At 34.2% G+C, this 25,842-nt stretch carries 25 protein-coding genes and 5 pseudogenes; 19 read left to right on the forward strand and 11 right to left on the reverse strand.

What is annotated here, in order from left to right; translation table 11 throughout:
- The 3 genes from AC2CGN_RS25045 to AC2CGN_RS25055 all read left to right on the forward strand — a co-directional run.
- Positions 1 to 105, forward strand: a 105-nt coding sequence (locus AC2CGN_RS25045) for a hypothetical protein (protein WP_484516925.1), incomplete at its 5' end; no start/stop codon positions are given.
- Between the two features lie 244 nt (positions 106 to 349).
- Positions 350 to 481 carry a hypothetical protein gene (locus AC2CGN_RS25050; RefSeq protein WP_484516891.1) on the forward strand — a complete coding sequence of 44 codons (132 nt, stop codon included), beginning with the start codon at positions 350 to 352 and terminating at the stop codon, positions 479 to 481.
- Between the two features lie 22 nt (positions 482 to 503).
- A complete protein-coding gene (locus tag AC2CGN_RS25055; RefSeq protein ID WP_429981833.1) occupies positions 504 to 593 on the forward strand; it encodes a DUF3291 domain-containing protein in 90 nt (29 codons plus the stop codon).
- A 36-nt stretch (positions 594 to 629) separates the two neighbouring features.
- Here AC2CGN_RS25055 and AC2CGN_RS25060 read toward each other — a convergent pair.
- A pseudogene (locus AC2CGN_RS25060) lies at positions 630 to 1,114 on the reverse strand (PaaI family thioesterase).
- A 78-nt stretch (positions 1,115 to 1,192) separates the two neighbouring features.
- Here AC2CGN_RS25060 and AC2CGN_RS25065 point away from each other — a divergent pair.
- On the forward strand, positions 1,193 to 1,678 hold the full coding sequence (locus AC2CGN_RS25065; RefSeq protein ID WP_429987339.1) for a GyrI-like domain-containing protein: 486 nt from the start codon (positions 1,193 to 1,195) through the stop codon (positions 1,676 to 1,678).
- Between the two features lie 87 nt (positions 1,679 to 1,765).
- Here the strand turns inward: AC2CGN_RS25065 and AC2CGN_RS25070 are convergent.
- Positions 1,766 to 2,589 (reverse strand): annotated as a pseudogene (locus AC2CGN_RS25070) (DNA-3-methyladenine glycosylase family protein).
- A gap of 159 nt (positions 2,590 to 2,748) precedes the next feature.
- On the opposite strand from AC2CGN_RS25070, the gene AC2CGN_RS25075 reads away from it, so the two are divergent.
- The 4 genes and pseudogenes from AC2CGN_RS25075 (at position 2,749) to AC2CGN_RS25090 (ending at position 6,222) form a co-directional block, all read left to right on the forward strand.
- Positions 2,749 to 3,462 (forward strand): 2OG-Fe(II) oxygenase, encoded by a 714-nt coding sequence (locus tag AC2CGN_RS25075; protein ID WP_429981837.1) that lies wholly within the window; start codon positions 2,749 to 2,751, stop codon positions 3,460 to 3,462.
- 63 nt (positions 3,463 to 3,525) lie between these two features.
- Positions 3,526 to 3,694, forward strand: a pseudogene (locus AC2CGN_RS25080) (Ada metal-binding domain-containing protein); the annotation flags it as partial.
- A gap of 12 nt (positions 3,695 to 3,706) precedes the next feature.
- Positions 3,707 to 4,951: an MFS transporter gene (locus tag AC2CGN_RS25085; RefSeq protein WP_484516894.1), complete on the forward strand. Its 1,245-nt coding sequence runs from the start codon at positions 3,707 to 3,709 to the stop codon at positions 4,949 to 4,951.
- 14 nt (positions 4,952 to 4,965) lie between these two features.
- Positions 4,966 to 6,222, forward strand: a complete 1,257-nt coding sequence (locus AC2CGN_RS25090) for an ATP-grasp domain-containing protein (RefSeq protein ID WP_484516895.1) — start codon at positions 4,966 to 4,968, stop codon at positions 6,220 to 6,222.
- Between the two features lie 482 nt (positions 6,223 to 6,704).
- Here AC2CGN_RS25090 and AC2CGN_RS25095 read toward each other — a convergent pair whose 3' ends face one another.
- Positions 6,705 to 6,980 (reverse strand): YqhV family protein, encoded by a 276-nt coding sequence (locus AC2CGN_RS25095; RefSeq protein WP_286925388.1) that lies wholly within the window; start codon positions 6,978 to 6,980, stop codon positions 6,705 to 6,707.
- 745 nt (positions 6,981 to 7,725) lie between these two features.
- Positions 7,726 to 9,315, reverse strand: coding sequence for a GMC family oxidoreductase (locus AC2CGN_RS25100; RefSeq protein ID WP_484516897.1), 1,590 nt, complete (start codon positions 9,313 to 9,315; stop codon positions 7,726 to 7,728).
- A gap of 356 nt (positions 9,316 to 9,671) precedes the next feature.
- On the opposite strand from AC2CGN_RS25100, the gene AC2CGN_RS25105 reads away from it, so the two are divergent.
- Both AC2CGN_RS25105 and AC2CGN_RS25110 read left to right on the forward strand, forming a co-directional pair.
- The gene (locus AC2CGN_RS25105; protein WP_484516899.1) at positions 9,672 to 9,935 is read left to right on the forward strand and encodes a hypothetical protein; all 264 of its coding nucleotides are present in this window, start codon (positions 9,672 to 9,674) and stop codon (positions 9,933 to 9,935) included.
- 171 nt (positions 9,936 to 10,106) lie between these two features.
- A pseudogene (locus AC2CGN_RS25110) lies at positions 10,107 to 10,229 on the forward strand (IS3 family transposase); the annotation flags it as partial.
- Between the two features lie 30 nt (positions 10,230 to 10,259).
- Here AC2CGN_RS25110 and AC2CGN_RS25115 read toward each other — a convergent pair.
- Positions 10,260 to 10,730 (reverse strand): DUF2975 domain-containing protein, encoded by a 471-nt coding sequence (locus AC2CGN_RS25115; protein WP_429990187.1) that lies wholly within the window; start codon positions 10,728 to 10,730, stop codon positions 10,260 to 10,262.
- Positions 10,731 to 12,006: 1,276 nt separating this feature from the next.
- On the opposite strand from AC2CGN_RS25115, the gene trhO reads away from it, so the two are divergent.
- The 6 genes from trhO to AC2CGN_RS25145 all read left to right on the forward strand — a co-directional run bounded on the left by trhO (position 12,007) and on the right by AC2CGN_RS25145 (position 16,339).
- Positions 12,007 to 12,954, forward strand: coding sequence for an oxygen-dependent tRNA uridine(34) hydroxylase TrhO (gene trhO / locus AC2CGN_RS25120; protein WP_484516901.1), 948 nt, complete (start codon positions 12,007 to 12,009; stop codon positions 12,952 to 12,954).
- 540 nt (positions 12,955 to 13,494) lie between these two features.
- Entirely contained in the window at positions 13,495 to 14,073 is a 579-nt protein-coding gene (locus AC2CGN_RS25125) for an exosporium glycoprotein BclB-related protein (protein WP_484516903.1), read from the forward strand.
- Positions 14,074 to 14,748: 675 nt separating this feature from the next.
- Positions 14,749 to 15,390 carry a 5,6-dimethylbenzimidazole synthase gene (bluB, locus tag AC2CGN_RS25130; RefSeq protein ID WP_484516905.1) on the forward strand — a complete coding sequence of 214 codons (642 nt, stop codon included), beginning with the start codon at positions 14,749 to 14,751 and terminating at the stop codon, positions 15,388 to 15,390.
- Positions 15,375 to 15,503 (forward strand): hypothetical protein, encoded by a 129-nt coding sequence (locus AC2CGN_RS25135; protein WP_484516907.1) that lies wholly within the window; start codon positions 15,375 to 15,377, stop codon positions 15,501 to 15,503. The genes bluB and AC2CGN_RS25135 overlap by 16 nt, the downstream gene beginning before the upstream one ends.
- A complete protein-coding gene (locus AC2CGN_RS25140; RefSeq protein ID WP_484516909.1) occupies positions 15,481 to 15,834 on the forward strand; it encodes a GNAT family N-acetyltransferase in 354 nt (117 codons plus the stop codon). Before AC2CGN_RS25135 ends, AC2CGN_RS25140 begins: the two co-directional genes overlap by 23 nt.
- Before the next feature lie 325 nt (positions 15,835 to 16,159).
- Positions 16,160 to 16,339 (forward strand): hypothetical protein, encoded by a 180-nt coding sequence (locus tag AC2CGN_RS25145; RefSeq protein WP_484516911.1) that lies wholly within the window; start codon positions 16,160 to 16,162, stop codon positions 16,337 to 16,339.
- 879 nt (positions 16,340 to 17,218) lie between these two features.
- Here the strand turns inward: AC2CGN_RS25145 and AC2CGN_RS25150 are convergent.
- The gene (locus AC2CGN_RS25150) at positions 17,219 to 18,670 is read right to left on the reverse strand and encodes an aminotransferase-like domain-containing protein (protein ID WP_484516913.1); all 1,452 of its coding nucleotides are present in this window, start codon (positions 18,668 to 18,670) and stop codon (positions 17,219 to 17,221) included.
- A gap of 140 nt (positions 18,671 to 18,810) precedes the next feature.
- On the opposite strand from AC2CGN_RS25150, the gene AC2CGN_RS25155 reads away from it, so the two are divergent.
- The 3 genes from AC2CGN_RS25155 to AC2CGN_RS25165 all read left to right on the forward strand — a co-directional run bounded on the left by AC2CGN_RS25155 (position 18,811) and on the right by AC2CGN_RS25165 (position 21,130).
- The gene (locus AC2CGN_RS25155) at positions 18,811 to 19,857 is read left to right on the forward strand and encodes an ornithine cyclodeaminase family protein (protein WP_484516915.1); all 1,047 of its coding nucleotides are present in this window, start codon (positions 18,811 to 18,813) and stop codon (positions 19,855 to 19,857) included.
- 30 nt (positions 19,858 to 19,887) lie between these two features.
- A complete protein-coding gene (locus AC2CGN_RS25160) occupies positions 19,888 to 20,757 on the forward strand; it encodes a PhzF family phenazine biosynthesis protein (protein ID WP_484516917.1) in 870 nt (289 codons plus the stop codon).
- Between the two features lie 247 nt (positions 20,758 to 21,004).
- Positions 21,005 to 21,130, forward strand: coding sequence for a hypothetical protein (locus AC2CGN_RS25165; RefSeq protein WP_484516918.1), 126 nt, complete (start codon positions 21,005 to 21,007; stop codon positions 21,128 to 21,130).
- 362 nt (positions 21,131 to 21,492) lie between these two features.
- Here AC2CGN_RS25165 and AC2CGN_RS25170 read toward each other — a convergent pair whose 3' ends face one another.
- The 5 genes and pseudogenes from AC2CGN_RS25170 to AC2CGN_RS25190 all read right to left on the reverse strand — a co-directional run.
- On the reverse strand, positions 21,493 to 21,648 hold the full coding sequence (locus AC2CGN_RS25170; protein ID WP_429990183.1) for a hypothetical protein: 156 nt from the start codon (positions 21,646 to 21,648) through the stop codon (positions 21,493 to 21,495).
- Positions 21,649 to 22,359: 711 nt separating this feature from the next.
- Positions 22,360 to 23,316 (reverse strand): acetyl-CoA carboxylase carboxyltransferase subunit alpha, encoded by a 957-nt coding sequence (locus AC2CGN_RS25175; RefSeq protein WP_429981888.1) that lies wholly within the window; start codon positions 23,314 to 23,316, stop codon positions 22,360 to 22,362.
- Positions 23,309 to 24,157 carry an acetyl-CoA carboxylase, carboxyltransferase subunit beta gene (accD, locus tag AC2CGN_RS25180; protein ID WP_484516921.1) on the reverse strand — a complete coding sequence of 283 codons (849 nt, stop codon included), beginning with the start codon at positions 24,155 to 24,157 and terminating at the stop codon, positions 23,309 to 23,311. The genes AC2CGN_RS25175 and accD overlap by 8 nt, the downstream gene beginning before the upstream one ends.
- Before the next feature lie 183 nt (positions 24,158 to 24,340).
- Positions 24,341 to 24,499 (reverse strand): hypothetical protein, encoded by a 159-nt coding sequence (locus tag AC2CGN_RS25185; RefSeq protein WP_484516923.1) that lies wholly within the window; start codon positions 24,497 to 24,499, stop codon positions 24,341 to 24,343.
- A gap of 230 nt (positions 24,500 to 24,729) precedes the next feature.
- A pseudogene (locus AC2CGN_RS25190) lies at positions 24,730 to 24,981 on the reverse strand (FadR/GntR family transcriptional regulator); the annotation flags it as partial.
- Between the last annotated feature and the right edge of the window lie 861 nt (positions 24,982 to 25,842).

The following is a 25,842-nucleotide window of genomic DNA, read 5'->3' on the forward strand; positions in this document are numbered from 1 at the left end:
CCATTCGGCGGCTTCAACATGTCAGGTACAGACTCAAAAGCTGGTGGCCCAGACTACCTACAGCTTCATATGCAAGCAAAAACAACTTCAGAATTCTTTAAATAATAGTAAAAACAGCGTTCTTAGATAGTAAGTGCGCTGTTTATTTTTTATTATAGCTTCATAAAAATGTTCGATAATTGATGATATGTTTGATAGACATCATCTTATTGATACTCGAGTGATGAATTGTACTTAAACTAACAATGCAGTTTAGTTGAAAAAGGGATTTACATACCTTTACTTGAATATATCTATAAAAAGACGAAAAATGGAGGGCTATTTATAGCATTCGTTTCAATCTATACTGTTGGAATCCTATGACCACCCTAGCTCTCGTGAATTTTATCAAGTTGGCAATGGAGTATATCAACAGTCAACTAAATCAGGCTTGATAGAGATATTTTCAACAGAAGGTGTCACTTTCCCTGAAGAACCGTGAAGGGAAAAGGTTCTCGACACTTATGCTAACCGTATGGAGAAATCTTCAATCCTTATATCATTTCACCTATTCAGGACAGCATAAACAAGCGTTACGAGACAAAAGTAAATAGATCGGGCCCTATCCAGAGAAACACCTCGTATTAGAGTTACACTAAAAAAGCGTTCAGATGTACATAGTCACAAGTGTTAATCATTTTTTTTAGAAAAGTATTAGGCATAACGACAAGAACTACTGTACCGCGATCACAGAGAGTATCTTCAGCGTACACTTTGGTTTCAACCAATTGCTTTTAATGGGACGTGTTGCGGGGTCGGTTTAAGGAAATCTACATTCAGGTTAGCCGTTACAAATCGAGGTGGCTCTGCTCCATCACCAATTTCATGTCCATTTTTATGATGCAACGTAAGCGCAGCAGATCCATGGCAATCGATTAAAGATGCGAGTAAACCACCATATAAAAATCTAGGAATACCCATATATTTGGAATTAGGTGTAAAGATGATAACCGTCTTATCTCCTTGCCAACCAGTTCGAAGGTGATGTCCATCCTTATTCAGTCAACCACACCCACCAAGCGAAATCGTCTGGATAAATAGCTTGTATTGCTTTTTCTACTTTGAATTCTTCCATTTTACTTCCTCTTATATTGTGAAATTTCGCTATATTTGAAATAATTGTTATTACTTAGGGGAAAGGGAGGTAGATAACTTGAGTTTTCAAATTATAACTTTACCAGCCTATCGGGCAGTAGGATTAAAATGGGAGGGAACGTTCTCTGAAATCGTACCTCATTTAAAAAATGTCATTCAACAAGCTCAAGACCGTGCCGATGAGTTAGAGAATAGAGTGAATCCTACTATCCAATTAGGTTTGTCCTATCATGTAATGGACAATGGATTCGCATATTACGCAGTGTATGAAGTGAGTGAGGAGCAGGAAATTCCTGAGGGAATGATCGAAATATCGGTTCCTGAATGGACGTATGTGAAGACGACTCATCACAAAGGAGAAGATATTCAAAAAACCTATACGGACTTACATCAATGGTTATTTGAGAGCGACTATACCGTATTTAGAGAAGCTGGTGTAGAATACTATGATCCTTATATGCCGATTAAACATGAACATTATCCAGTTGATCAAGATCCGAACGATCCGCATTTTGATATTTATATACCGATTGTAAAAAAATAATGTTTTTTATTATACAATCAGGCTCATAAAAGGTTTAAAAGAATCCGTTTTGAATTATCTTTTATCAGAACGGATTCCTTTTATTGTTTAATAAAGAACACGCCATAAATAAAAGGTAGCGTATGATTCCCAGTTTTTCCACGGACACGATAATTCTAATATTTCATCTTTTGTAGGTTTACGGTCCATATTTCGTAATATTTTTATTGAATTAATTAGACCCATATCATCGATTGGAAATGCTGTCTGAAACCTAAGGCAGCGCATTAGAACATAATTGGCTGTCCAAGGACCAATTCCTCGTATTTTTAGTAAGTATTTTTCAGCATCCTTAAAGTTCATATTCATTAATTGTTCCCTCGATAATTCTCCATTTGCCATTAATTTAGCATTGCCACTGATCATTTGTTCGTACGAAGGGAAAACTCAATACTTTTTATAACTCCATTCGACTGAATCCCCATATTTTTCTACGAATTGCCTCTTTAAGGAGTACGCGAAGGTTAAGTTAATTTGTTGCCCTAAAACTCCCCAGCATAAAGCTTCAAATAAATCGGGAATGCCGATAACTCGCAATCCATAGAATTTTGAGCTGGCATTTTCAGTATGGAGTCTGTTTTTGCCATTTCAAAAAATGGCGTTAAATCGTTATTTAGATCAAACCACTTATAAATATAGTTCACAATCTCTTCTCGTTTCCACTTTTTGAACATTCATTTGTTTATAATTCATTACATTTATCTGTACTAATGACCGAATTTCCCCAATAGCTATAACTTTTGTTATGACATCATTCTCTATAACATACATGCATTCATTTTTTTCCTTGTTAGATAGCCTAGGTTTCCAACTATATCAAAATCTTCGGGTAATGTAATAACTATCACATTATTGACTTCATACCATGTTATTTTTCATTCTCCTCATCTTATTAAGAGTAATTTTACTTTATTACATCATAATCTTTTGTTATTTTGTTATCTTGCTATTACATTCTTAACACCTTATTTTTTTAGAATGATGGGGTTATAGTGTTATTTATCAAGAATAATAAATAGGAGTGAATAAAAGTGATCCAAGATATTAAAACACGTATCGCAAACTTAAATTGGGATTCAATTCAAAATGATTTAGATGAGCAAGGATTTGCAAAGCTTCCAGTGATTTTAACAAAGGAGGAATGTGAATACTTCATAGAATTGTATTGTGAGGAAGAGTCATACCGAACAACTATCAATATGATGAGATACCGCTTCGGGAATGGGGAATACAAATATTTTTCCTATCCATTACCTGAAATCATTCAAAGTTTAAGAGAGTCTTTTTATTTAGAATTGGTCAAAACAGCCAATCGATGGTTGGGCTATTTAAAGAAAACAGAACAGTTTCCAGATCATCTTCAAGATTTTTTGAACACCTGTGAAAAATATGAACAAACTAGACCGACACCCTTACTATTAAAGTATGAAACAGGAGGGTTTAATTGTTTACATCAAGATCTATATGGCGACCTGTTTTTCCCGTTTCAAGTAGTATTTGTTTTAAATCAACGAGATAAAGACTTCTGCGGTGGAGAATCTCTATTAGTGGAACAAATTCCTCGTGCTCAGAGTAGGGGACATGTCATTACTTTAGAACAAGGTAGTGCACTAATCTTTCCTACTAACTATAGACCTGTTCTAGGTAAAAAAGGATATTACAAAAATACAGTTCGGCACGGAGTAAGCACGGTTACTTCTGGAGCACGATACGGTCTTGGAATTATTTTTCACGATTCTAAGTAAAATTGAAATTCAATATCTTGTTATTTAAATCCAGAGAGTATATTGAAAGGAGAGGTGAGATAAATAGTGGATAGTATCAATAACGGACATAAAGAGAGCCATGAGTATAGAAATTTGAATGATGGAGAAATGTTTACAGATGAAAAGTGGCAAGCAATTATCAGCGTACAATAATCAATTTTTCTATGCTGTAAAGTCGACAGGGATATTCTGTAAACCATTCTGTAATTCATAGAGGTGTCACATGAAAAATAACAAATATTTTAATTTTTACAAGCTCTGGCTAGGACAGTCTATCAGTTTGTTAGGTACCCAGTTTACAGTAGTAGCTTTGCCTCTTTTTGCATTAGAGGTACTAGAAACAAGTGAGGCGAATGCTGCCATGCTTCGTGGAATTATATTTATTCCTTACCTAATTTTCGGATTAGTAGCCGGTGCTTTGATAGACATCCTTCATAGAAAAAAGGTTTTGCTAATTTGTAGTATATGTCAAGGTGTTTTATTTTTATCAGTATTCATACTGACTGTAACAAATATAATAACGTTCCCTTTACTGGTGATTCTCATGTTTTTAAACGGAATATTTACCACGTTTTACAACATAGCAATTCCTTCTTTCTTACCGGAAATATTACCAGGTAAAGACAACTTGAAAAAGGGAAATGCTCAACTAGCCCTTTCAGAGTCTCTTTCTATTGTAATTGGTCCTATGCTAGCAGGGATCGTTATTACTCTAGTTGGATTAACAGGCTTATTCACTGTTGACGCAATAACGTATTTTGTTTGTTTTTTGTGTGTATTATTTATTTCAAGGTTTAAACCGCATACAGAAGGCTCTTTAAAAAACGTAAATTTAAAATCGATACATAAAAACATATATGAAGGTTTGATATATTTTAAAAGCCACCCTGTATTAGAACCAATTGTAAGCTGTGGCGCTGTTTACGGTTTTTTCAAGTACATACTAAATAGCATTTTAGTAATATTCCTTTATAAGGTAATGGGTCTATCTGAACTTGAAATAGGTTTTGTTGTAGGTTCGGCGGCAGTGGGATTTTTAATAGGCAATACGATACTCGTTAAAAAAGGTCAACAATTTAATAATACAAACATGCTTATTTATAGCGCTACTGTATCAGTTATCGGTCTGTCCCTTATACCAATCATGGGATACTTAGGAACCGTTTACGGTATTGTAGCTGCAAGTATCATACATGGTATGGGAGAAGGTGTATTTGGCCCTTACGCTGCAACCATTCGACAACTTGCCTCACCAGGTCAAATGCTGGGCAGAGTAAATGCTGTACAGCGTACGCTCAATTGGGGAGCTTGGGCATTAGGAAGTTTTGCAAGTGCATTTTTAGTTTCTATAGTTGGGCTTCAAACAACTCTATTTATAGGAGGCTTCGGAACATCATTATGTTTAATAGTGTTGTTAAGACGAGGCATATCAAAAGGGACCAACCTTGAATATTCGGGTTCAATTTAGAGGAGATGATGATGATGGATAAGATATCAAAAGGAACTGGCAAAGAAACTATATCACATGTTTTATTTATTGGGGGATGGACTAAACCCATACAAGATGCTTTAGACAGGGGATATACTGTTTCGTATATTGGATCTTACAGTAAACACATATATTTCGATGGAACTATCTTAGAAAAGTGTTTCTATAAAAAAGAAATAGACACAACAAACATTCCCGTGAGTGTGTACTATGCTGAAGAATTGTTCAAAGAGAAACCATTTGATGTGGTTGTATCTTTCAACGAAGCAGCCTTGGATACGGCTAGCATCATTGCAAAGATTCTTAATGTTAAAGGATTTTCTTACAACGCAAATATGATAACCCGCAATAAAGACATGATGCGTGAACTTCTAGCAGGCAAAGACTATTCGATAGATTCGATGGTTTGCAACAACATAAAAGATATTAGTGAATTTTTGCATAAAAAAAATAGTATGATCATAAAACCTGCGATTGGCGCAGGTGGTAAAGGTGTATCTAAGCTAGACATGGGAGATGACATAGAGGGATTTATGAAAGATAATGGTATTCAATTACCTATTTTAGTGGAAGAGTATGTTGAAGGAGATGTAGTTTATACGGTCGAAGCCGTTTCTTATAACAAAAAACATTCTATACTAGCTATATCAGCTGAAATATTTAAAGAAGATACGTTTTTAATCAACTATACTATTATGCCAGCACCTCTAGAAGAATCTCAAAAAAAATTAATCATTGACAAAGTAATGCTATTTTTGGACGACATGCAACTGGAAGATGGCACTACTCATACAGAAGTAAAGCTAGACAAACAAAATAAGCCAATTATCATAGAGTCTCAAGTTAGGATAGGTGGAGGTAACATTTGGAAAATGGTAGAACTTACAACCGGCATATCTCAATTCGGATACTATTATGATGCATTAGCCACTAGGACTCTAGATGAATTTAGATGTGTCCCTTCAAAATGTCAAGCTATGTCTTTAAGCTTGATTCCAAAACCAGGTTGCCTAAAAGAAATCAAGTATGAAGGGTTAGCTAACATATCCGAGATCGTATTCGTTGATCTATTAGTAAAAGAGGGCGACACCATACCAACTATTGTAGACAGTACAGGGCGCAAAGGATATATATTATTTACGGCTAATAATATAGAACATATGTATGAATTAGCAAATAAAATATGTAACAATATAACATTTGTTTATCAGGATTTGTCAGAGTGGAAGCCTTCTTTTAAAAAAATATAAAAAAAATCATCACACATGACCCGGGTCCTTTTGAGGCTTTCACGAATGCCAATATTTATTTTGTAAACATGAGAATCACGTATATTAGGAAGGAAAGGTTAAAGTTGTACGATAAAATCATATTAATTCATAGTTTATAAAAAGTTCTATTTTAAGCATTTATATCTTGAGTAGTAGAATTCTTATTATAATTTCAAGCCTTCCGTAAAACACGGAAGGCATTTATTGTGCGCTTTGAGAACGATCGAGAATGGCATTGGTACGTGTTACTGAATCTCGATGAAGCTTTAACCAAATAATATAAGATAAAAAAGGGTCACTTGGGATAGGAGTGACCCTTTGTAACAAAATTCGGAGGTGTAAGGCTAAAATAGCTTTACATTACTATTAATATGCCGTGATAGCATAGTTTGTATAGTTCATAGCCTGAGAAATAGATTTTAGAAATAAAAAAGCTCTGTTATGGTTCGAATACTTTATTATTACTTAACATGTGAGCTAATAATAATAAGAGTAATTCCCGTAAATAGGCAAATGATTCTCGTCACAGGAATTTTATCTGCTAGTCCAAATAATGCAATTGCTGTCGTTACGATTAAAACTGTTGGACCAACCAATGCAAGCATTGTGTTAATAAAGAATGCTTTTTCTAAATTATTCAACTTTAGCATCAACAATCCAGCACTTACTTCAATACTTCCAGACAATACACGTAATATAACCATAGCAAGAACAGATTTTTCAATAATTGTCATCATCCTATCTTTATAGAAAATTTTTGCTTATATTATAATTCCATCACTAGGATAATTATAGACTTTCTGCTTTAATGAGAAATACTAAAATCAATGTATGTATGATTCGTATCAAATATACTTGTTATAGTATGCTTATGTTAATTTAATAGTGATTTTCTAGTTAAAAGTTCAAAGTATTTATTAATATCATTGAACTGAGAGATGATTCAAAAGAATCTATCCGTGAATTTGAACCTAATTATAAATTAAAAAATTATATTGTCTCAGCTATTATTCAGGCCGTTAAATAGACGGTTTAATAACGGAAGTTGAACAAACCACAAACAAGCATAAACCCCGTTTTAATTTAGAACGGGGTTATAAGAAAGTAGATTGATCATAAGCAACATCTTTAATTTATATATGGGAAGTTGACGTATCCAAGTCCTCCTCCATGCCAAATGATTTTAGTTTACATAATATAAATACCTTGGTCACAACTTTCTTATTATCGGAGGCTTCTCATAATTTATCGTTCAAAAGGGGATTATTCGTTTAAATAATGCTAATTATGGTTTAATGTAGATTTGTCCAATATTCATAAAAATTATTCATTAGAGAGATGAACTTAGCTGGTTGTTACAAGAACACGATATTTATTCAGATAGCAAAAGCTTTCTTAAATCACACTCGAAAAAGGATTTTAGAAAATGCAAACAAATCAGAGTTAATGGTAGGGTTTTGTTCGTATTATCAGCTAAACGACTTATACGTTACCATCCATTAAACGTTTTGCAATGGTATATCCAATTAGATATGCAGATGCAGACGTGTTACCATCTACTGTAAAAGGAATAATTTGTGCATCAGCAACCATTAAATTATTGACGCCATGTACATTGCCATACCGATCTACTACTCCACCTTTATCAATAGGGGCCATACGAAGTGAGCTTTGTTGATGGTGATTATGATCAAAATTTTCTTTAATAAAGTTTTCAAGTTCATCATCATTATCAATGGTCTTTAATGTGGGATTTACAAGCTGATAATGTGGGTCGATTTTTGAAAGTTTTTCCGCAATGCCTTTAATATAAACTTTGTAAATAGCCTTTATTGCTTCTAGGTCATATTCATTTTCTAAGAAACCTTCATCCGCAAGGACAATTTTTAAGGGGTCGTTATTTTGTATTTTAATGGATCCTTGACTTTTTGGCTGTAAAAATAAAATAGCAATATTTAAACTTTCTTCTGCAACAATCCCAATGAGTTGAACTCCTCGGCGGTGATTGTTACTCCTATTAAGTGGATTTGGTAAGAAGGCACCTCCTGTATAAAGGGAAAAGGGATCGTTTTGAAACTGAGGGATATCTTTTGGATTCACACTAAATGTAGCAGGGTTTAAGGTATGGTTAGTCAAATGTTTCCCTACATTTGGATTGTTAAAAATAACGGGGATACCGGCCTGATGTAGATCATTTGAAGGTCCGATTCCAGATAACATTAATAATTGCGCACTGTTTATACCTGCTGAAATAATTACTTTTTTACGGGCAAAAGCCTGGACCTTTTTACCTTCCTGTAGATATTCAATACCTATTGCTGTTTTCTCCTTAAATAAAATACGAAGTCCGGTTGACTTATAAACAACCCTTAACTTACGTCCATTCACCCCGTATCCACCAGGAGTCATAATGTCTGAAGATAAAAATGCGGTAGAAGAGCTTTCACGTTCTCCATTCATCTTTTGAAATAGTTGCCATTGAGTAAAAGGACCAATAGGGGTTTTTGGGTTATTATAGTCAAGAATTTGTTTATAACCTGTTGCTTGTTCGATCGCTGAAACTAATTTTTTCGTTATAATTGGTGGATTGTTAGGGGCTTGCCTGATATTTAAACGACCATTGAAGCCATGAAATTCAGAACAACTTGTTTCACCATAGAAGTTTTCTAACTGTTTAAAGCTACGATTTGCTCGTACAGGGGACCATAAGTTACCTAAAAGACGTTCCCATTCTTTTAAAACAGCTGGTGTAGGTCTAACATATTGTTCACCATTGATTGAAGATCCGCCCCCAGAAAGCCGCCCCGTTGTCCATTCAAATTTTCTGTCATCTACTCCAGGTAGAGGTATTCCTTCACCTTGCCAAAAATATTCTGCGGAAAATTGCTCTTCTAGTTCTGGAGCAAATCTAGAATCTCTTATTGGCTCATCTCTATCATTGTTTTCTCCTGCCTCTAGAACTAAGACTGAGGTTTTTTTATTGTCTGTTAGTGTTTTAGCTATTACTGCCCCAGCTGGTCCTGTTCCAACTACAATAAAATCAAATATTTTGTTTGAGTGTTTAGAATTCATTTCACTATCTCCTTTCTATTTTTTTTATTTTATGTAAACTGGAGGGGAAGAAGTAGGTAAAGTAATTCATACTGTTAAAGTTAAAAAAGGATTTGGCAGAGGGGGTTAGAAATTAGGAATAGATGGAAAAAATTCTAAAATAAAGGGCGCTTGAAAGGAGGTGTATAGATTGGATTGATCATTTAAAACGAAGTTCGATAATTTTAAACATATATTATTTTAATAAAGTTTGATTAAAATTCTGTCTATCTTGATTAACAATCATTGAGTAAAAATTGTTGCCAAACACCGCTTTAGGAAGGTTATATATACTATAGACTGGAATTCATAAAGTATTCGAAAGGTGGTGTTGTTAATTGGAAAACAAAGAAATAATACTTAATATCTTACATGAAATCAAAAATGGAAATATACCTGTTCATACAGATTACAATTTAAACTTAGACATGTGGGCAGATCTTATTGAGTATATGCATGATAGAACATATATTGCCGATGTTACAATTTATTGGTTTGGTGATGATGATACATATGACGATGAAAGAGTTCACTCTGTTGATCTAACTAAAGTCAGACTGACAACTTTTGGAGAGAGATTTTTAACTGAAGAAATGAATTAATTATACAAATCAAATCAAAATAACGTGCCCAAATGAAAGTTAGAAAACACACTTAAAGGCCACAAAAAAAGTTTAGTTATTCCATTAAAGGCAGCTTTTCCGTAATAAGAAAAGCGTCTTTATTCATGAAAAGGGCCATATTGTTGAGTAATAAGCGTGAACTTGAACTGTATTGAATACTATAATCACAAACGTATAAAAGAGAAATTAAAAGGATTGAGCTCGGTACAATACCGAATTCAATCCTTTATAGCTGCTTCGACCATTTTTCATTTAAGGGTCATAATTCAGTAGGGAAAGTAGTTATACTTGCATAATAAACACCTACATTTTTTCTAGGATATTTTTTATAGGCTTTTGAAGTAAGTCTATAATGGCAGCGATGATGGCTGTTACTAAAATCCCTATTAGACCAAGTGCTATCGGACCCGCTGCGTCTTCACCCGTGAACATAGCAAAAACCCTTAAGTAAACTATTAAAAACAAAATGAAGAAAATAATTGTAACAGCACATTTTTTTATTACCTTCAAGGATTTAAGGGATAACTCTGAAAAAGCATTGTTTATATTTATATAATTTAATAGTTTATATGCTTGATACAACGCAACAGAAAACGTAATGCATACCCCATATGCACATATTAACAACGGATATATCGAGTAATCTCCTGGACGCACTTTCGCATCTCGTATAGCTGCTTGTGGAAACCAATATATACACACTGCAAGTACCACAATTCCTATAAGAAAAGCAACGATCTTTAAGAAAAAAGTTGAACTTAGTTTAACATTCATTTGAAGCACCTCACTGAATTAAAGAAAATATGATTTAATACGATATTAGTCTATTTATTATCGTTTATCAATATATTTATTTCTTTTTTCATTATCTTATTATTGTTATTCGATGTAGGATACACAGGCAGGATTACTTATAGAATGGAATGTTTAGCTAACATTAAAATTAATAGGCCTAATTTGGGATACGGAATCCTTGAAGAACGGTGCATTATTAAATTTCTTTAAGAGTGGCTTTAAAAATTTAACAGTATTAGGTAAAGGAGGTTCGACCAATACAGCTTATACGGATACTTTCGATCTCTTGAGGAAAGGGAGCCAGAAGCTGTTTTGGAATGCAGTGAACGCTACTGATTTTGAGAATGAAGCAAAGAGAGCATTATTAAAGTCTCTATCCGAGAACTCGACTGGTAACGTTAATTCACTTACTTCCCGAAGAAATACGCAAAGAAAAAGCAAATGGAGCTATTTATAAAGAAGGAACTCATCTTGCACCATCCGAGGATTCAGAATGGATAAATATTGATACTTAAATTTTTTTAAGAACTCAAATATATTTTAAAAGAAGAAAAAATGGAATATTCATCTAGAAAATTTTTAGAAGCTATTAGAAACATACAATGATGAATTCATTTCAATCATAGTTAGAACCGGATTAATGTACAATGACCTAGCAAGAAAGGCTAATACGATGGTTTCGGAGCCATTAATGAAATGGCAAGAATTTAATAACTCAATAAATCAAAGTATGATTAGAGCACTACAGACAAAAATTATCTCTGGAAGCAACTAATACAATAAAAATATCATTGTAATTAGCAACTTCATTTGGTTACCTAGTGAGTGAAAATAATGGTATTGGTTGGTGAAACAACATACACTGGACGGTGGATAAATCAACAATTCTTAAAATAATTATTAGCTAATGCTTTGGTAATTTTGTGAAAAAAGAAGTAGTTTTATAAAAAAGATTGATCATTTAAAACAAAGTTCGATAGTTTAAATTAAACATTGATTATTTTAATAAAGTTTTATTAGAAATCCTGTATCAGCAGGATTTTTTCTTATTCCACAAACGGACCAGATTAATGGAATAACACTTTTTAATAAAAAAGGTTTGATGACCACTTCACAAATTCTTTGAAAACAATTTTCATACCTATTTCAGTCTAATTACCGATAGCATATTAAATGAATATCCTGTATGGTTAATAGGTCGTAAAAGACACTATCAGGTATATCCTGCAAATATATGAAATGATAGGTGGAAACAATGAATTATCAAGTTTTATTATATTACCATTACACGAAGATTGAAGATCCAGCTGCGTTTTCGGCAATGCACTTAGCCATGTGTAAAGAAATCGGTTTAAAAGGTCGTATTTTAGTAGCCAATGAGGGCATTAACGGTACTGTTTCAGGTACGATTAAGCAAACAGAGCAATACATGGCAAACATGCAAGCAGACTCATTATTTAAAGGCATTGTCTTCAAAATTGATGCGACAGATGGGCATACATTCAAAAAAATGCACGTACGCCCGCGTCCTGAGTTAGTAAACTTAGGCTTAGAAGAAGACGTAAACCCACATGAATTAACAGGTCGCTACCTGTCACCAGAACAATTCCTTGCTGAAATGCAAGATGAAAATACAGTAGTATTAGATGTGCGTAACACGTATGAATACGATGTCGGTCATTTTCGTGGCGCGATTCGACCAGATGTAAAAAACTTCCGTGATACACCAGAATGGGTACGTGCAAACCGCGAGCTATTCGAAGGGAAAAATGTTTTAACATATTGCACGGGTGGGATTCGTTGTGAGAAGTTTTCAGGCTGGATGAAACGTGAAGGCTTTGGCGATGTCGGTCAATTACATGGCGGTATTGCAACATATGGAAAAGACCCTGTTACAAAAGGGCAATTATGGGATGGTCAAATGTACGTATTTGATGAACGTTTAACGGTGCCAATCAATCAAGTAGAGCACGTGATTATCGGTCGTGATCACTATGACGGTGAACCTTGTGAACGTTACATTAACTGTGCAAACCCTGAATGTAACAAGCAAATCATCGCATCTGAAGAAAATGAAGCTAAACATTTAGGTGGCTGTACCATCGAATGTACAAAGCATGCGCTCAACCGCTACATCGTGCGTCATAATTTAACAGAAGAGCAAGTAGCGCAAGCAATTGAGGCATTACAAGCAAAAGCATGAAAAGCTGTCTAAACATAAAAAACGTCATTAAATATCTTTCATAACCTCAACCAACTATATAGAGGTACTTAAAACACTCTATGTAAGTGTTCAAACTATCCATTTTTCTAAATTGGACTAGTCTGCTCGCTTACTCTGGGTGTTTTTTCTTTTGTAAGGAAAAAGTAAATGACTAATATATGCGTTGGAACGCAGGATGTAAAAAATATACAAATAAAGGGATTTCTAAAGAGGATGTAGCCACAAATTTTGAATATTACGGTAAAATTATAACTACACGAGACAGTGTATATAAGGGTGAAATGGGTGTTTTTTACTAGGACTAGTGAAGTGAGAACACTTATAAATTAGAGAGGAGCATGGTTAAAATCATGCTCCTTTTTTTACGATAAGAGGAAATGAGATCAAGTACCTCATTAATATCTGTGTAGTGTATTTAATTTGTTGTGCTAAAATATTTGAACTTAAATATTTATCAAGTATATAGCCCTTCTCACTTACGTTCTTCCACATATCTTAGCGATAAAAGGAGGGAAATTTGTGTGTAAAAATAATTGTAATAGTTCATCAGCAAGAAATGACTGTAATAACTTAGGCCCATTTGTGGCCACAGATATCAATTGTAATTCAAAAAATAGGAATGGCGGAGAAAATCAAGGTGGATCAATAATTCCCTTCTCCTCTGGAAGACAAACAATCGTTGAAAATATACTTGGCAATAGACTTGGTAGTCTCATAGGGTTTGATTCTTCTGTAGACCTTGTACCTATTGCAAATAATACGATTAATTTAACCGGATTTTTTAGTGAAGCCTTCACCGTCCCACGTGACGGGAAGATAACTGCTATTTCAGCCTCATATAATGCACTCGGGGGGGAGGTAGAATCAGGAGCTGTGGCAATCCGTGCTCAAATTTTTCATGCACCTGTAGGTAATAATACTTTTACTGGTACAAGTGCTAGCGTTGATTTAGTTCCATCTATTACTGAACCTATACCCGTAGGCCTTTTAGTATTTGCATCGGCTACTATCCAACCAGTACCAGTAACTGCAGGTGATCGTTTATTAATGGTATTTTATATTTCATCGGTACCAGGGGAAACTGCAGTTCATTCTTGATTCTTGTATAATTATTTTATTCAGTTCAATCTATCTTTTTATGAAGCCGGTGAACCTTTAAATAAGGGATTATCGGTTGTTTTTTTACTTAATTTTATTTAGGGATACAAGCCTATTTTAATTGTAAGCGGAGTGTGTAACTGGTAAAATACCTCTAATTTAGTCAGTAATTCTTCTTTATTTACTACTTCTTGAAAACCTTTCATAATAACATTTATCCGAGGTAAAATCATTTAGAGAAAACAGCTTAAAAGAAAAGTATGCCATAAATGATGTAGCGTGAAACGGGTAGGTGGGAGGCCTGTTTCAACACATCTTTAAAGATGACATGTAAAACCCAGCGGATCTAATGCTTTACGATTTTTATTTAGAAATACAGGTTCTGATCTTAAAGAAGTATCCAAGCTCTCCTCACGCCCAAATAATTTTAGTTTACATAATATATATTGGTGAAGGCTGGAGTATGAACTCTCTCACTGGTAAGAGCTTCGTTGGCTAATCGATTTGACGAATGTTAGAAGAGGTGGAGTCAGATTTATGTGGATACAACGATAAGGACAAACACACCCAAGCCACGCTTTCTGATGCATTTTTACTTCAACTTACGTGGTAGAATAATGAAAAATCAGTTAATATTAAAAACAAACATTTTTGTAAAGAAAAGGGGAGAAATTTATGTTTTCTAATGAAGAAAGAGAGTCTATTTATAAAGTTATTTATAATAGGAGAGATATTCGAAGTTTTTTATCAACTCCTATCCCTGAAAACATTATACATAGAATATTAAATGCAGCTCATCATGCACCTTCAGTAGGATTTATGCAACCTTGGAACTTTATTTTGATTTCCACTGCCGAAATTAAAGAAAAATTGGCTTGGGCAGCAGAAAAAGAAAGCCAAGCATTAGCTATTCATTATGATGGGGGGAAAAAAATGAAATTCCTTGATTTAAAAATTGAGGGTTTAAAAGAAGCTCCTATAACTATTTGTGTTACATGTGACCCTACAAGAGGAGGTTCCCATGTATTAGGACGAAATTCAATTCCTGAAACAGATATTTTATCAACAGCCTGTGCTATTCAAAATATGTGGTTAGCAGCTTGTGCTGAAGGACTTGCGATGGGGTGGGTAAGTTTTTATAAAAAGAATGATATTAGAGACATTTTAGAAATACCACCGCACATCGATCCCATTGCTCTTATATCAATCGGTTATACTGAAAATTACCCAGAAAAGCCCATTTTAGAGTTAGCTAATTGGGAAAAAAGACGTTCTTTAGAACATCTTATTTTCGAAAATAAATGGGGACAAAACTAAAGACTATTCAACGAAATATGGACTCACTTTATTTTCCTCGTTCAGCTGAAAAAATGAGAGAATGGGTAGAAGGACAATTGGAAGAGGAAGATGAATCCGTTTTATTGCAGTAACAATAATATTGTTGGTATAATTGAAACATTTGATAGTAATCGAAAAAATAGAACCTCCGATTATTATTTAGCTGTATTTGAACCATACAGAGGTAATGGGTTCGCTAAAGAAATGATCCTTATGGTTCTTCGTTTCCTCTTTTTAGAGCTTTTCTATCAAAAAGGGAATATGACTGTTTATTCTTTTAATACTCTATCGATGCGCTTGCATGAGAAGTTAGGTTTCCTAAAAGAGGGACAACTAAGAAGTATCATTTTCACCAAAGGATTCTATTATGATGGTATTTGCTATGGAATGACAAGACAAGAATTTGACATGAAATACACATAATATTTGTACTTGTAAAAAATATTTAAATATAAAATACTACATAAGTCGTATCATGGGTTGTTTTGAAACATAAAAAAAGCTAAGTCTTCCTTAAAGATTGTAAAGCAATGTACTTAAAGTAACGGAGGCTTTAGTGCAACAAGGATTTATAACTTATACATAAATAAACCTAATAACGATCCCGAATCAGACTTTGGTGACTCTACGAAGAAAGCTTTCTAAACGACGTTTTGGAACTTGTTTAGAAATTATTTGTCTGATATAGAAACAAAAAAGGAATAATGTTACAATATGTAGGATTATATTAATATATGAGGTATTTTTTATGAAATTATTACTTTGCTTTTTTTACATTATCGCAGTTCTTGCTATTATCACTTTTACTTATGATTTAGTTAAGTTAGGCTCTTTCGATTGGTCTTCTCTTGCAATAACATTTTGTATGATTGGGGTTGCAACGGGATTAAAAAAGAACACTAAAAACATTCAATCTAAAGTCGGATAAAATAAACAATCAATGCTTTAAAAACAGAAGCACAAAAGCGAGTAAAGCCTACATCGAGTTCGATTCAATCACATACAAAATAACGTTCCCAAACAAAAGTTTGGAAACACATCAAAAAGCCACGAACTGTTGTTAAATTAACGTTTCGTGGCTTTTCTTATGAACACTGTTTATACGTCTTTTTATACAGGTGGCGTAAATGGTTGAAGTAGCAGTATTTTTACTTGTTTGGTTTGTTCTTCACTTTGCATAAAATCGTGTATATTTCTTAACGTTGTTAATCCGCATAAATCTGACGAGACTCCTATATAGAAAAAAGTGGTATAGAACTCATAGAGCTATTTAAACTATATGAATTTTCATCTGTCCATAAAAATAAAATGTCTAAAAGTTCTTGGCCATATACAAGTACAGATATTATGGGGTGTTGACGTATTCAAGCCCTCCCTCAGGCCAAATAATTTTAGTTTACATAATATAAATACCTTGGTCATAACTTTCTTATTATCGAAAGCTTCCTATAATTTAACGTTCAAAAGGGGATTATTCGTTTGAATAATGCTAATTATCGTTTAATGTTGATTTGTCCAATATTCATAAGAATTATTCATAAGAGTGAACAAATAAGCTGGTTGATACTATATCATCTTAACAAAAGATAAAAAGTTGATATGGAGTATTTCTCCTTATCAACTTTTTTATTATCCTGAAATGATTTTGTGGATAGTTTAGTCAAATTAGTTGGTAGCAACATCAAAGAAATTAATGATTCAAAACTTCAGGAACTAGAGGAGTTGATAATGCTTTCGAATCTCATACAGTGGTAATTCAATACTCATTTTTATAATTATCTGCCATATTTAAATCTCTATATAAAACTTAAAAAATTTGTTCTGCTACCAATTCTGAAAGAGTTTTAATTCCGTAGTCAATTTCATTTAAGGATGCATAAGAATAAGAAATTCTTAAATATTGATCAGAGTGAAACTCATACAAATCTCCAGGGTGAACAAGTATTTTCCGATTTAAGGCTTTAGTAAAAAGCTGGTACATGGATATACCTTCATTTAACTTAAGCCAGATGAAATATCCGCCCCTAGGGATGTTCCATGTACCGATGCCGGTAAAATATTTCTTTAATGCTTCAAGAGCAACATCTCTTCGGAGCTTAACATTTTTCCTCATTATATCGTTATGCTGATAATAAAGACCACTAGAGAATAGTTCTGTGGTTACACTCTGGGAGAGTGAGCTGGTTCCATAATCAGTTTGCATTTTTATATCTGCCAATCTTTCAATGACTTTTTCTGATCCAACAATCCATCCAATCCTAAGACCAGGACTTAAATTCTTCGATATCCCACCAGTGTATAATACAAGTCCATTGTTATCAAATGCCTTTATTGGCTGTGGAGGTTGTTCATCAAACCAAAGCTCCCTATATACATCATCCTCGATAATAGGCAAACGTTCCCTATCACACGCATCAACAAGCGTTTTTCTTCTTTCAAGTGACATGACGCTTCCGGTAGGATTTTGAAAAGTAGGTATTGTAAAAAGCATTGCTCCTTTTCTCCGCCTATGTCGATCAATTAATTCTTTTATTTCTATGCCTTCTTCATCCAGCTTAATTCCCGAAAGCTGCATTCCTAAGGATTGAAAGGTTCTAAGAGAGTATAGGTAGGATGGCTTTTCAACATATACTACTGAGTTCGTGTGCAAAAGGCCAAGGGAAATAAGCTGCAGTGCCTGCAAAACACCAGAGGTAATCAAAACTGAGGATGGATCAGCTTCTATTCCTATTGTTTTTAGGTATGTGCATACCTCTCTTCTTAGATGGATATTTCCTTTTGGTTCTTCATAACCCAGCGATCCCGTAGACTTAGACAGTTTTTTTAGTACGCCCTGAATCATTTTGTTAGGTATTAATTCAGGGGAAGGTTCACAGGACCCCATTCGGATGATATCAGGTTGGAATTCAGCCTGATTGATCTGCTGCATTATATTTTGATTTGTTTGATGTAATCCCGAAGATATATAGGGAAGCCAATTATGTGATTGATTAATGGACATTAATGTCCATGTATTGTTTATTACTTTTGTACCACCACCAGCATTACCGCTAATAAGGCCTTCAGCTGCCAGCTCTTCAAGGGCAGATACTACGGTACTTCTGTTTACACTGAAAATTTCAGAAAGTGTCCGCTGACTTGGCAATTTGAAACCAACCGGCCATTCTCCAGTTGCTATTTTGTCCTTTATGAAGTTAACAATCTGTAAATTCAATCGAGTAGGATTATTTCTATCAGGTCTCCAGTTGATATCTAACATGAAATTCCTCCAAAATCATAGTACTTGTACTTTATCATTTGGTTGGTTAAATAACAACCAAGAATGGTTGGAGACTTTTTGTTGTTGTTCAAATACAATTACATTAACAGATATTGAAATTTTAAAGGAGAATGATAACTATGGTACCAATAAGAATTCTAAGTGATACTGATGTTAAGAACATTCTTGATATCAAGAATACAGTAGCATGTGTAAAAAAAGCCTATGCGCTTAAAGCCAACAATCAGGCGAGACTATTCTCCATGGTATCTGAGGTGATTTTTGAGGGTAGGGCAGAAATGGATATTAAATCAAGGATGCTTAATGAAGAAGATGTGTTTGGATTAAAACTCGTTTCTTGGTTTGGTGATAATAAAAATCAAGGACTTCCAGCTATAACAGGGCTGAATATGTTATTTGATTTGAAGAATGGATTTCCTAAGGCAATGATCAACGCAAGTTATTTGACAGGAATGCGTACTGGAGCAGCAGGTTCAATAGGCGTGAAACACCTATCAAAACAAGATTCAAAAACACTAATGATTGTTGGTACAGGAGTTCAGGCGATTTTTCAAATAGCAGCCACTCTATCTCAAGTTCAGACAATAACCAAGGTATATATATATGACCCCGTAAAATATGAAAATGCATCAAAATTACAGTATTCAATAAAGACGGAACTAGAAAAAATCAAAAATGATATCAACGATACTTTTAATAAGAGCTGGAAACAAAGAATTGAGTCAGTTCAGTTTGTAGCTGTAGAAAATCCAGTGAAAGCTTTGGAAGAAACCGATGCAGTAATTACAATAACGCCTTCGCAAAAACCACTGATTTTTAAGGAGTGGATTAAGCCAGGCATACATTTCAGCTGTGTGGGGGCAGACATGACTGGAAAACAGGAAATAGATGAAAAGATCTTTGAGGTAGCTTCTGTATATGTAGATGATATTACACAAGCATCGACAGTCGGAGAAACACAAAGTGCTATAAGGGCTGGTATATTAGGCAAAAACAATTTGACTGAAATCGGACAATTCATACTTGGAAATGCGAAAGGACGTACAAGTGATGAAGAAATTACGATTTTTGATAGTACTGGCATAGCATTGCAGGATCTTGCAGTTTCAAAATATATTGTATCAAAAGCAGAAGAAATGAATGTTGGGACAATCGTGCAAATATAAAATCGATATACAATTTGGAGGGATCATATTATGAAGTTAAAAGTTTATACATTAAATTCATTTGCAAAATCCATTGAGGGAGGGAACCCTGCCGGAGTGGTACTTAGCGCTGATTATCTATCAAATGAGGACATGAAAAAAATAGCAGGTATCATCGGTTTTAGTGAGACTGCTTTTGTCATGAAGTCAGACCTTGCTGATTTCAAGGTTAGATTCTTTACGCCTAATGAAGAGGTTGATCTTTGTGGCCATGCAACGATAGCAGCATTCTATACACTTTCAAGCCAAGGATATATTAAACCAGGAAAATATTCTCAAGAAACAAAGTCTGGAATTTTAAATGTAGAAGTAATGGAAGACCTATCAATTATGATGGATCAAAATGCTCCAAGCTATTATGAAATAATAGACAAGGAGGAAATTGCAGATTCCTTAAATATTACTATAGATGAAATGTTGGAGGATCTACCAGTGCAAATTGTATCTACTGGCCTTAGGGATATTCTTGTACCGATTAAAAACTTAGATATATTAAATTCTATAAAGCCAGATTTTGAAAAAGTAACAAATATCAGCAGTAAATATAATACCATTGGTTATCATATTTTTACTCTTGAATCACTAGAGGGTTCAAATGCTCACTGTAGAAATTTGGCACCTTTATATGGAATTCCAGAAGAATCAGCAACTGGTACATCCAATGGTGCCCTTTCATGTTATCTGTATAAATATGGTAAAATCAAACCTGAATATGTTATTAATATATCTGTTGAGCAAGGTTACTGTATGAAAAAACCTTCGGAAATAGTTATAGCGTTAACCACTCAAGGGAAAGAAATTATTGAGGTAAAGGTAGGCGGAAAAGCATTGAATTTGTCTGAAACAGAGGTTGAAATATAATTGTAGAATATAAATTTCTAATAAATTGAAATAATAAGATAGCCGGATTAGGTGTTATGTTACATCTAGTATGGCTGTTTTTTTCTTATAGCGTTTGTAAACAGACCGTCAAAGCATTTACGGACTGAAAAGGCATTAGTTTTAAGGTGCTCGTTTAAGTATAGAAATTGAGACACAAAATAGAATCCAATTACTTACTGAAGTAGAGGTTGGATATGATGAAATTGGATAAGGAGACGAAGATTTTATGAACTTTGATAAAGAAAATGTTGTTTTAATGTTACCAGTAGTTGAAACAGAGGGAGAGTCCCAAAAACAGTTTGTTCCTTCTGTTGGTATGAGTGAAGTTGTTTCTGCAATTATGGGTATTTGACGTATCTAAGCCCTCCTGCACGCCAAATAATTTTAGTTTACATAATATAAATTATAGGAAGTTGTATATCAGTAAAAAGTATACTATAAACAGTGAGACGAAATCTGTACATAGACATCAAAGTCTAAACTTTAAAGACACCAAAATCTAAACTTTACTTAATTGTCAAATAAGTTTAGATTTTGGTGTCTTCTTTTTTTATTCCTCATAGAATTCACTCGAATGTTTTAACTATAAAAATAAAAAGATAAAAATAACCCATGAAAACATGATTGATAAAAAACGATTATTTTAATATCGAAAATATGCTTGGTACGTTTCTCATTTAATAATTACAATAATAATCAGATGTTTTCCCATACTTATTTTCCCATTTTATTCCGAAAATGCTGAATGGTTAATGTTACATCATGTACTGTATATGGGACATTTTTAAAATAAATACCCTCATTTTTTATCCAATCGACTGCGATAACTAATGCTTCTACATCTTTATTTAAGTATAGATCTTTTGACAAAAGAAACTTCTTAATGGATATCAAAATTTTCTCGTACATTACTTTATCAACAGTCGAAAAAGGTTTTCTCATTAAAGAATTTCTAAAATGATTGAGAACATATAATTTCTTATATACTTGTTTTAATTTTCGTTCTAGTTTTTCTGCTTCTTTTATCAATTCTTCGCATTTTATAGCATCAAAATCTTGTTCTAATAATCCACTAAGTCACTATAAATAACTTGCTTGGTGTAACATAGAGAATGATAATTTTTAATATTGTAGGATCATTTGCTAACTCTTTAGGGATTTCCACTTCTTGCATTCTTCTAGCAACAATAACAGAACAAGGAATGTGATAAGCGCCGAATAAGATATCTATATGATTTTTATAGGTTTCCAGCTGAGAAGAGTCAAAATGAACAAATGTATTATTTATTTCCGCATATCCCGATTCAAAAATAGACTTCCGTACTGCATTAACTATAAAAGGCTTTTTACGGTTGGAAGTTTGATCAAAATGAATGGGTTTTATTTAAATGCGAAATTATTTTTATCAAACTATATTACAAAAATATCAATCTTTTATAATCGAACTATATTATAAATGATCAATCTTTTTTACAAACTACAACTCTTTTTTTCTTCCATCATTGGGATATTATTTTATTTAAGAAACAATTTTTCTCTCTTTACGAACAAATTCACATGTCCAAAAACCTAAAAATGAATTTAAGCTTCTGTATATTGTCCAATCTTTCTGAATTTCTCATAGCGATCTTCAATTAATTGTTCGCCATTTAGGGAATTCAATGCTTTTAGTGTGACGTTTATACATTCTTTTATATAAAATGCTTGCTTCGCAACATTGCGGTGTGCTCCACCAGTTATTTCAGGGATTATTCCATCAATAACGTCAAGCTCTTTTAAGTCAGTTGCTGTTATCCGCATTGCTTCTGCAGCTTGCTTCCCTAGGCTACCATCTCGCCATAAGATCGATGCAGCCCCTTCAGGCGAGATAACCGAATACGTTGAGTTCTCTAACATAAAGACGCGATTAGCTACCCCTAATGCAATTGCACCCCCACTTCCGCCTTCCCCAATAACAATACTAATAACTGGAACTGTTAGAATCGCCATTTCAGAGAGAGTTCTAGCAATGGCTTCACTTGGGCCGCGTTCCTCGGCTGCCTTACCCGGATAGGCTCCTTTTGTATCAATAAAACAAATAATTGGGCGCTTAAATTTCTCAGCTTGCTTCATTAAGCGTAATGCCTTACGATATCCTTCAGGGTGTGGCATACCAAAATTTCGTCGAATATTTTCTTTAGTTGATTTTCCGCGCTGATGTCCAACAATTGTTACGGGCTGTCCTTCAAAGAGAGCAATTCCTCCAAGAATAGCTGCATCATCACCAAATGTACGATCTCCATGTAACTCAATAAAGTTTTCACACATAGCTTCTATATATTGTAAAGTTGTTGGTCGTTCTGGATGTCTAGCAACCTGTACACGATCCCATGGCTTCATATTGGCATAAATAGATTGTTCTAGCTGTGTTAGACGTGTTTCAAGCTTTTCGATTTCACCTGTCATGTCTACATTTGCCTCTGTAGCAATCGTTTTTAATTCATCAATTTTTTCTCGTAATTGTACTACTGGTTCTTCAAAAGCTAAATTTTTAGACATGTTGCACACCGCCTTTTGTATGCATTTTTACAAGCATTGCTACTTGGTTTCGTAAATCCTTCCTATGGAAAACTGCATCAAGCTGACCATGCGCTAGTAAAAACTCTGACTTTTGGAAATCATTTGGTAATTTTTCTCTTAATGTTTCTTCGATTACACGGCGACCAGCAAAGCCAATCAATGCTTGCGGTTCTGCAATATTAATATCTCCAACAGAAGCAAAGCTTGCTGAAACGCCACCGTATGTAGGGTGCGTCATGATCGAAATAAACAATAGTCCTTCTTCACTATGACGTTTTAATGCCACACTCGTTTTTACCATTTGCATTAATGATAGAATACCTTCTTGCATGCGCGCTCCACCACTAGCAGCAAAGATAATAACCGGTACACGTAATTCAATAGCTTTTTCAACGGCACGTGTGATTTTTTCTCCTACAACGGAGCCCATTGAGCCCATACGGAAATGAGAATCCATAATTGCTACAACAATTTCTTCTCCATCAAGAGTACCTACCCCAGTCAGTACAGCTTCGCTTAATCCCGTTTGTTGTTTAGCCACTGAAATTTTTTCTACATAATCAGGGAAATTAAGTGGATTACTTGTTTGTAAATGATCATCCATTGAAACAAATGAATCTTCATCAAAGAAATATGCTACGCGCTCCTGTGCAGTCATTTTGAAATGATGGTCGCATTTTGTACACACTTTATGATTTTTTTCTAATTCCTTTGTTAACTGAATGTGACGGCATTCTGGACATTTTGTCATAAGTCCTTCTGGAAATCCCTTTTCCTGTCCGTCCTCTTTCTTTTTACTAAATAAGCTACGTACTGCCATATTTTACTCCTCCTATGTTTGTCTAAATGCCTTGTTCAGCATTTATGTAAGTAAGCTTTTAATACTTCTTTTTCATAGCCAAGCTGCATCAATTTCAACATAGTTTGAATGATTAATTTTTCTTCTTCTGTTGAGTTTCGATTTAAACAATCACTGGCATAAACTGTTAATTGAAACCAGACTTTAGTAAAAAACGATTTCTGACGTGATGATTATTTCTCGTAAAACATCCAGACAATTAATCGTACGCCGATGCTTTTGTGTAGAAGCTAGAAACGTACCTCCCCCATGTCTCGTTTCAATAAGACCTAACAACTCTAAACTTCGCAATGCCTCTCTCACAGAGGATCGCCCGACACCCAGACGTTCTGAAATGACTCATTCGAAAGGTTACTTTTCACCAACCTGTATTTTAAGTTGTCTTAATTGTTGGACGATATCTAAAAACACTTTCTTTTGTTCGGTTTTTTTATCCATACGATCAACTCCTCGGTCAATCTATTCGCCTTGGAATAATTATCGCTGTCGCTTTCCTTTCGCGCAGATAAACAATGCATCCAAAGGCTTTATCTTATTTCTACGAGCTGATGCTTTTGTGTAGAAGCTAGAAACGTACCTCCCCCATGTCTCGTTTCAATAAGACCTAACAACTCTAAACTTCGCAATGCCTCTCTCACAGAGGATCGCCCGACACCCAGACGTTCTGAAAGGACTCATTCGGAAGGTTACTTTTCACCAGCCTGTATTTTTTTCATTTTAATAAGTTGTCGTAAATGTTGGACGATATCTAAAAACACTTTCTTTTGTTCGGTTTTTTTATCCATACGATCAACTCCTCAGTCAATCTATTCGCCTTGGAATAATTATCGCTGTCGCTTTCCTTTCGCGCAGATAAACATTGCATCCAAAGGCTTTATCTTCATTCAGTAGGTGTTTGGATACCTACTATAAAGAAACAAAATCCACCACCTTCAGATGATGGCGTCTCTTACTGAATGAATTCAAAAGTGGTCTGGCCACTTTTGAAGATGGCTTTATCTTACAAAATAATTATTTAAAAGTAAAGAAGAAACTGTATAAAAATTTATGCAATTTCTAAAATTACTTCAATTTCATATTCTTTTCGTCGTTTGTGCATGTTTTACTTTCACTTGAGGTCTACCAAAGCGCTTTTCAAGCGTTCTCTCACTGTAAAGCAATTCATCTTCTAGTAACAGCTCTTGAACAAGATGAGAAACTTGCGGGAATAAGGTTACAGATACCCTTCCAAACTCATCCTGAAGCTAATAAAGGCCATTTGTAAACGGCGACTTACAAGGAAAGCACGTACCTAGCATCGTTCGGACGTGGCCCACTGAGCCAATATCCAGGGTTATTAATCGTAACTTTTTTATCATTGTCGCCACTTTACTAAATCAAGAGTTTCAGTATAGGTGTATATATCGCGAAAAAAACCAATAAATATGAACAAACTATCCGTATTAAAAAACAAGCAGGGTTAAAAACCTAGCTTGTTTGAAAATAATTTTCATATAAAAAATCACTAGCGTCGCATTAAAATAATTCACCGTTTTCATTAAGTCTGAATTTTCTGTAATCCAATCCTGACATAAAAAAATCCTTTATAATGGTTGGGCGGTAGTAAACCATCCAAATCCAAAATAAAGGACATACGCATGGACAAG

The sequence above is a fragment of the Lysinibacillus sp. DFXJR4 genome (assembly GCF_057196045.1).

Bases quoted from the DNA above. Each gene is read 5' to 3' on its own strand.
- AC2CGN_RS25055 (WP_429981833.1), top strand. From the start codon at position 504: ATGCTAACCGTATGGAGAAATCTTCAATCCTTATATCATTTCACCTAT.
- AC2CGN_RS25085 (WP_484516894.1), top strand. From the start codon at position 3,707: ATGAAAAATAACAAATATTTTAATTTTTACAAGCTCTGGCTAGGACAG.
- AC2CGN_RS25090 (WP_484516895.1), top strand. From the start codon at position 4,966: ATGGATAAGATATCAAAAGGAACTGGCAAAGAAACTATATCACATGTT.
- AC2CGN_RS25095 (WP_286925388.1), bottom strand. From the start codon at position 6,980: ATGATGACAATTATTGAAAAATCTGTTCTTGCTATGGTTATATTACGT.
- AC2CGN_RS25100 (WP_484516897.1), bottom strand. From the start codon at position 9,315: ATGAATTCTAAACACTCAAACAAAATATTTGATTTTATTGTAGTTGGA.
- AC2CGN_RS25115 (WP_429990187.1), bottom strand. From the start codon at position 10,730: ATGAATGTTAAACTAAGTTCAACTTTTTTCTTAAAGATCGTTGCTTTT.
- trhO (WP_484516901.1), top strand. From the start codon at position 12,007: ATGAATTATCAAGTTTTATTATATTACCATTACACGAAGATTGAAGAT.
- bluB (WP_484516905.1), top strand. From the start codon at position 14,749: ATGTTTTCTAATGAAGAAAGAGAGTCTATTTATAAAGTTATTTATAAT.
- AC2CGN_RS25135 (WP_484516907.1), top strand. From the start codon at position 15,375: ATGGGGACAAAACTAAAGACTATTCAACGAAATATGGACTCACTTTAT.
- AC2CGN_RS25140 (WP_484516909.1), top strand. From the start codon at position 15,481: ATGAATCCGTTTTATTGCAGTAACAATAATATTGTTGGTATAATTGAA.
- AC2CGN_RS25145 (WP_484516911.1), top strand. From the start codon at position 16,160: ATGAAATTATTACTTTGCTTTTTTTACATTATCGCAGTTCTTGCTATT.
- AC2CGN_RS25150 (WP_484516913.1), bottom strand. From the start codon at position 18,670: ATGTTAGATATCAACTGGAGACCTGATAGAAATAATCCTACTCGATTG.
- AC2CGN_RS25155 (WP_484516915.1), top strand. From the start codon at position 18,811: ATGGTACCAATAAGAATTCTAAGTGATACTGATGTTAAGAACATTCTT.
- AC2CGN_RS25160 (WP_484516917.1), top strand. From the start codon at position 19,888: ATGAAGTTAAAAGTTTATACATTAAATTCATTTGCAAAATCCATTGAG.
- AC2CGN_RS25165 (WP_484516918.1), top strand. From the start codon at position 21,005: ATGAACTTTGATAAAGAAAATGTTGTTTTAATGTTACCAGTAGTTGAA.
- AC2CGN_RS25175 (WP_429981888.1), bottom strand. From the start codon at position 23,316: ATGTCTAAAAATTTAGCTTTTGAAGAACCAGTAGTACAATTACGAGAA.
- accD (WP_484516921.1), bottom strand. From the start codon at position 24,157: ATGGCAGTACGTAGCTTATTTAGTAAAAAGAAAGAGGACGGACAGGAA.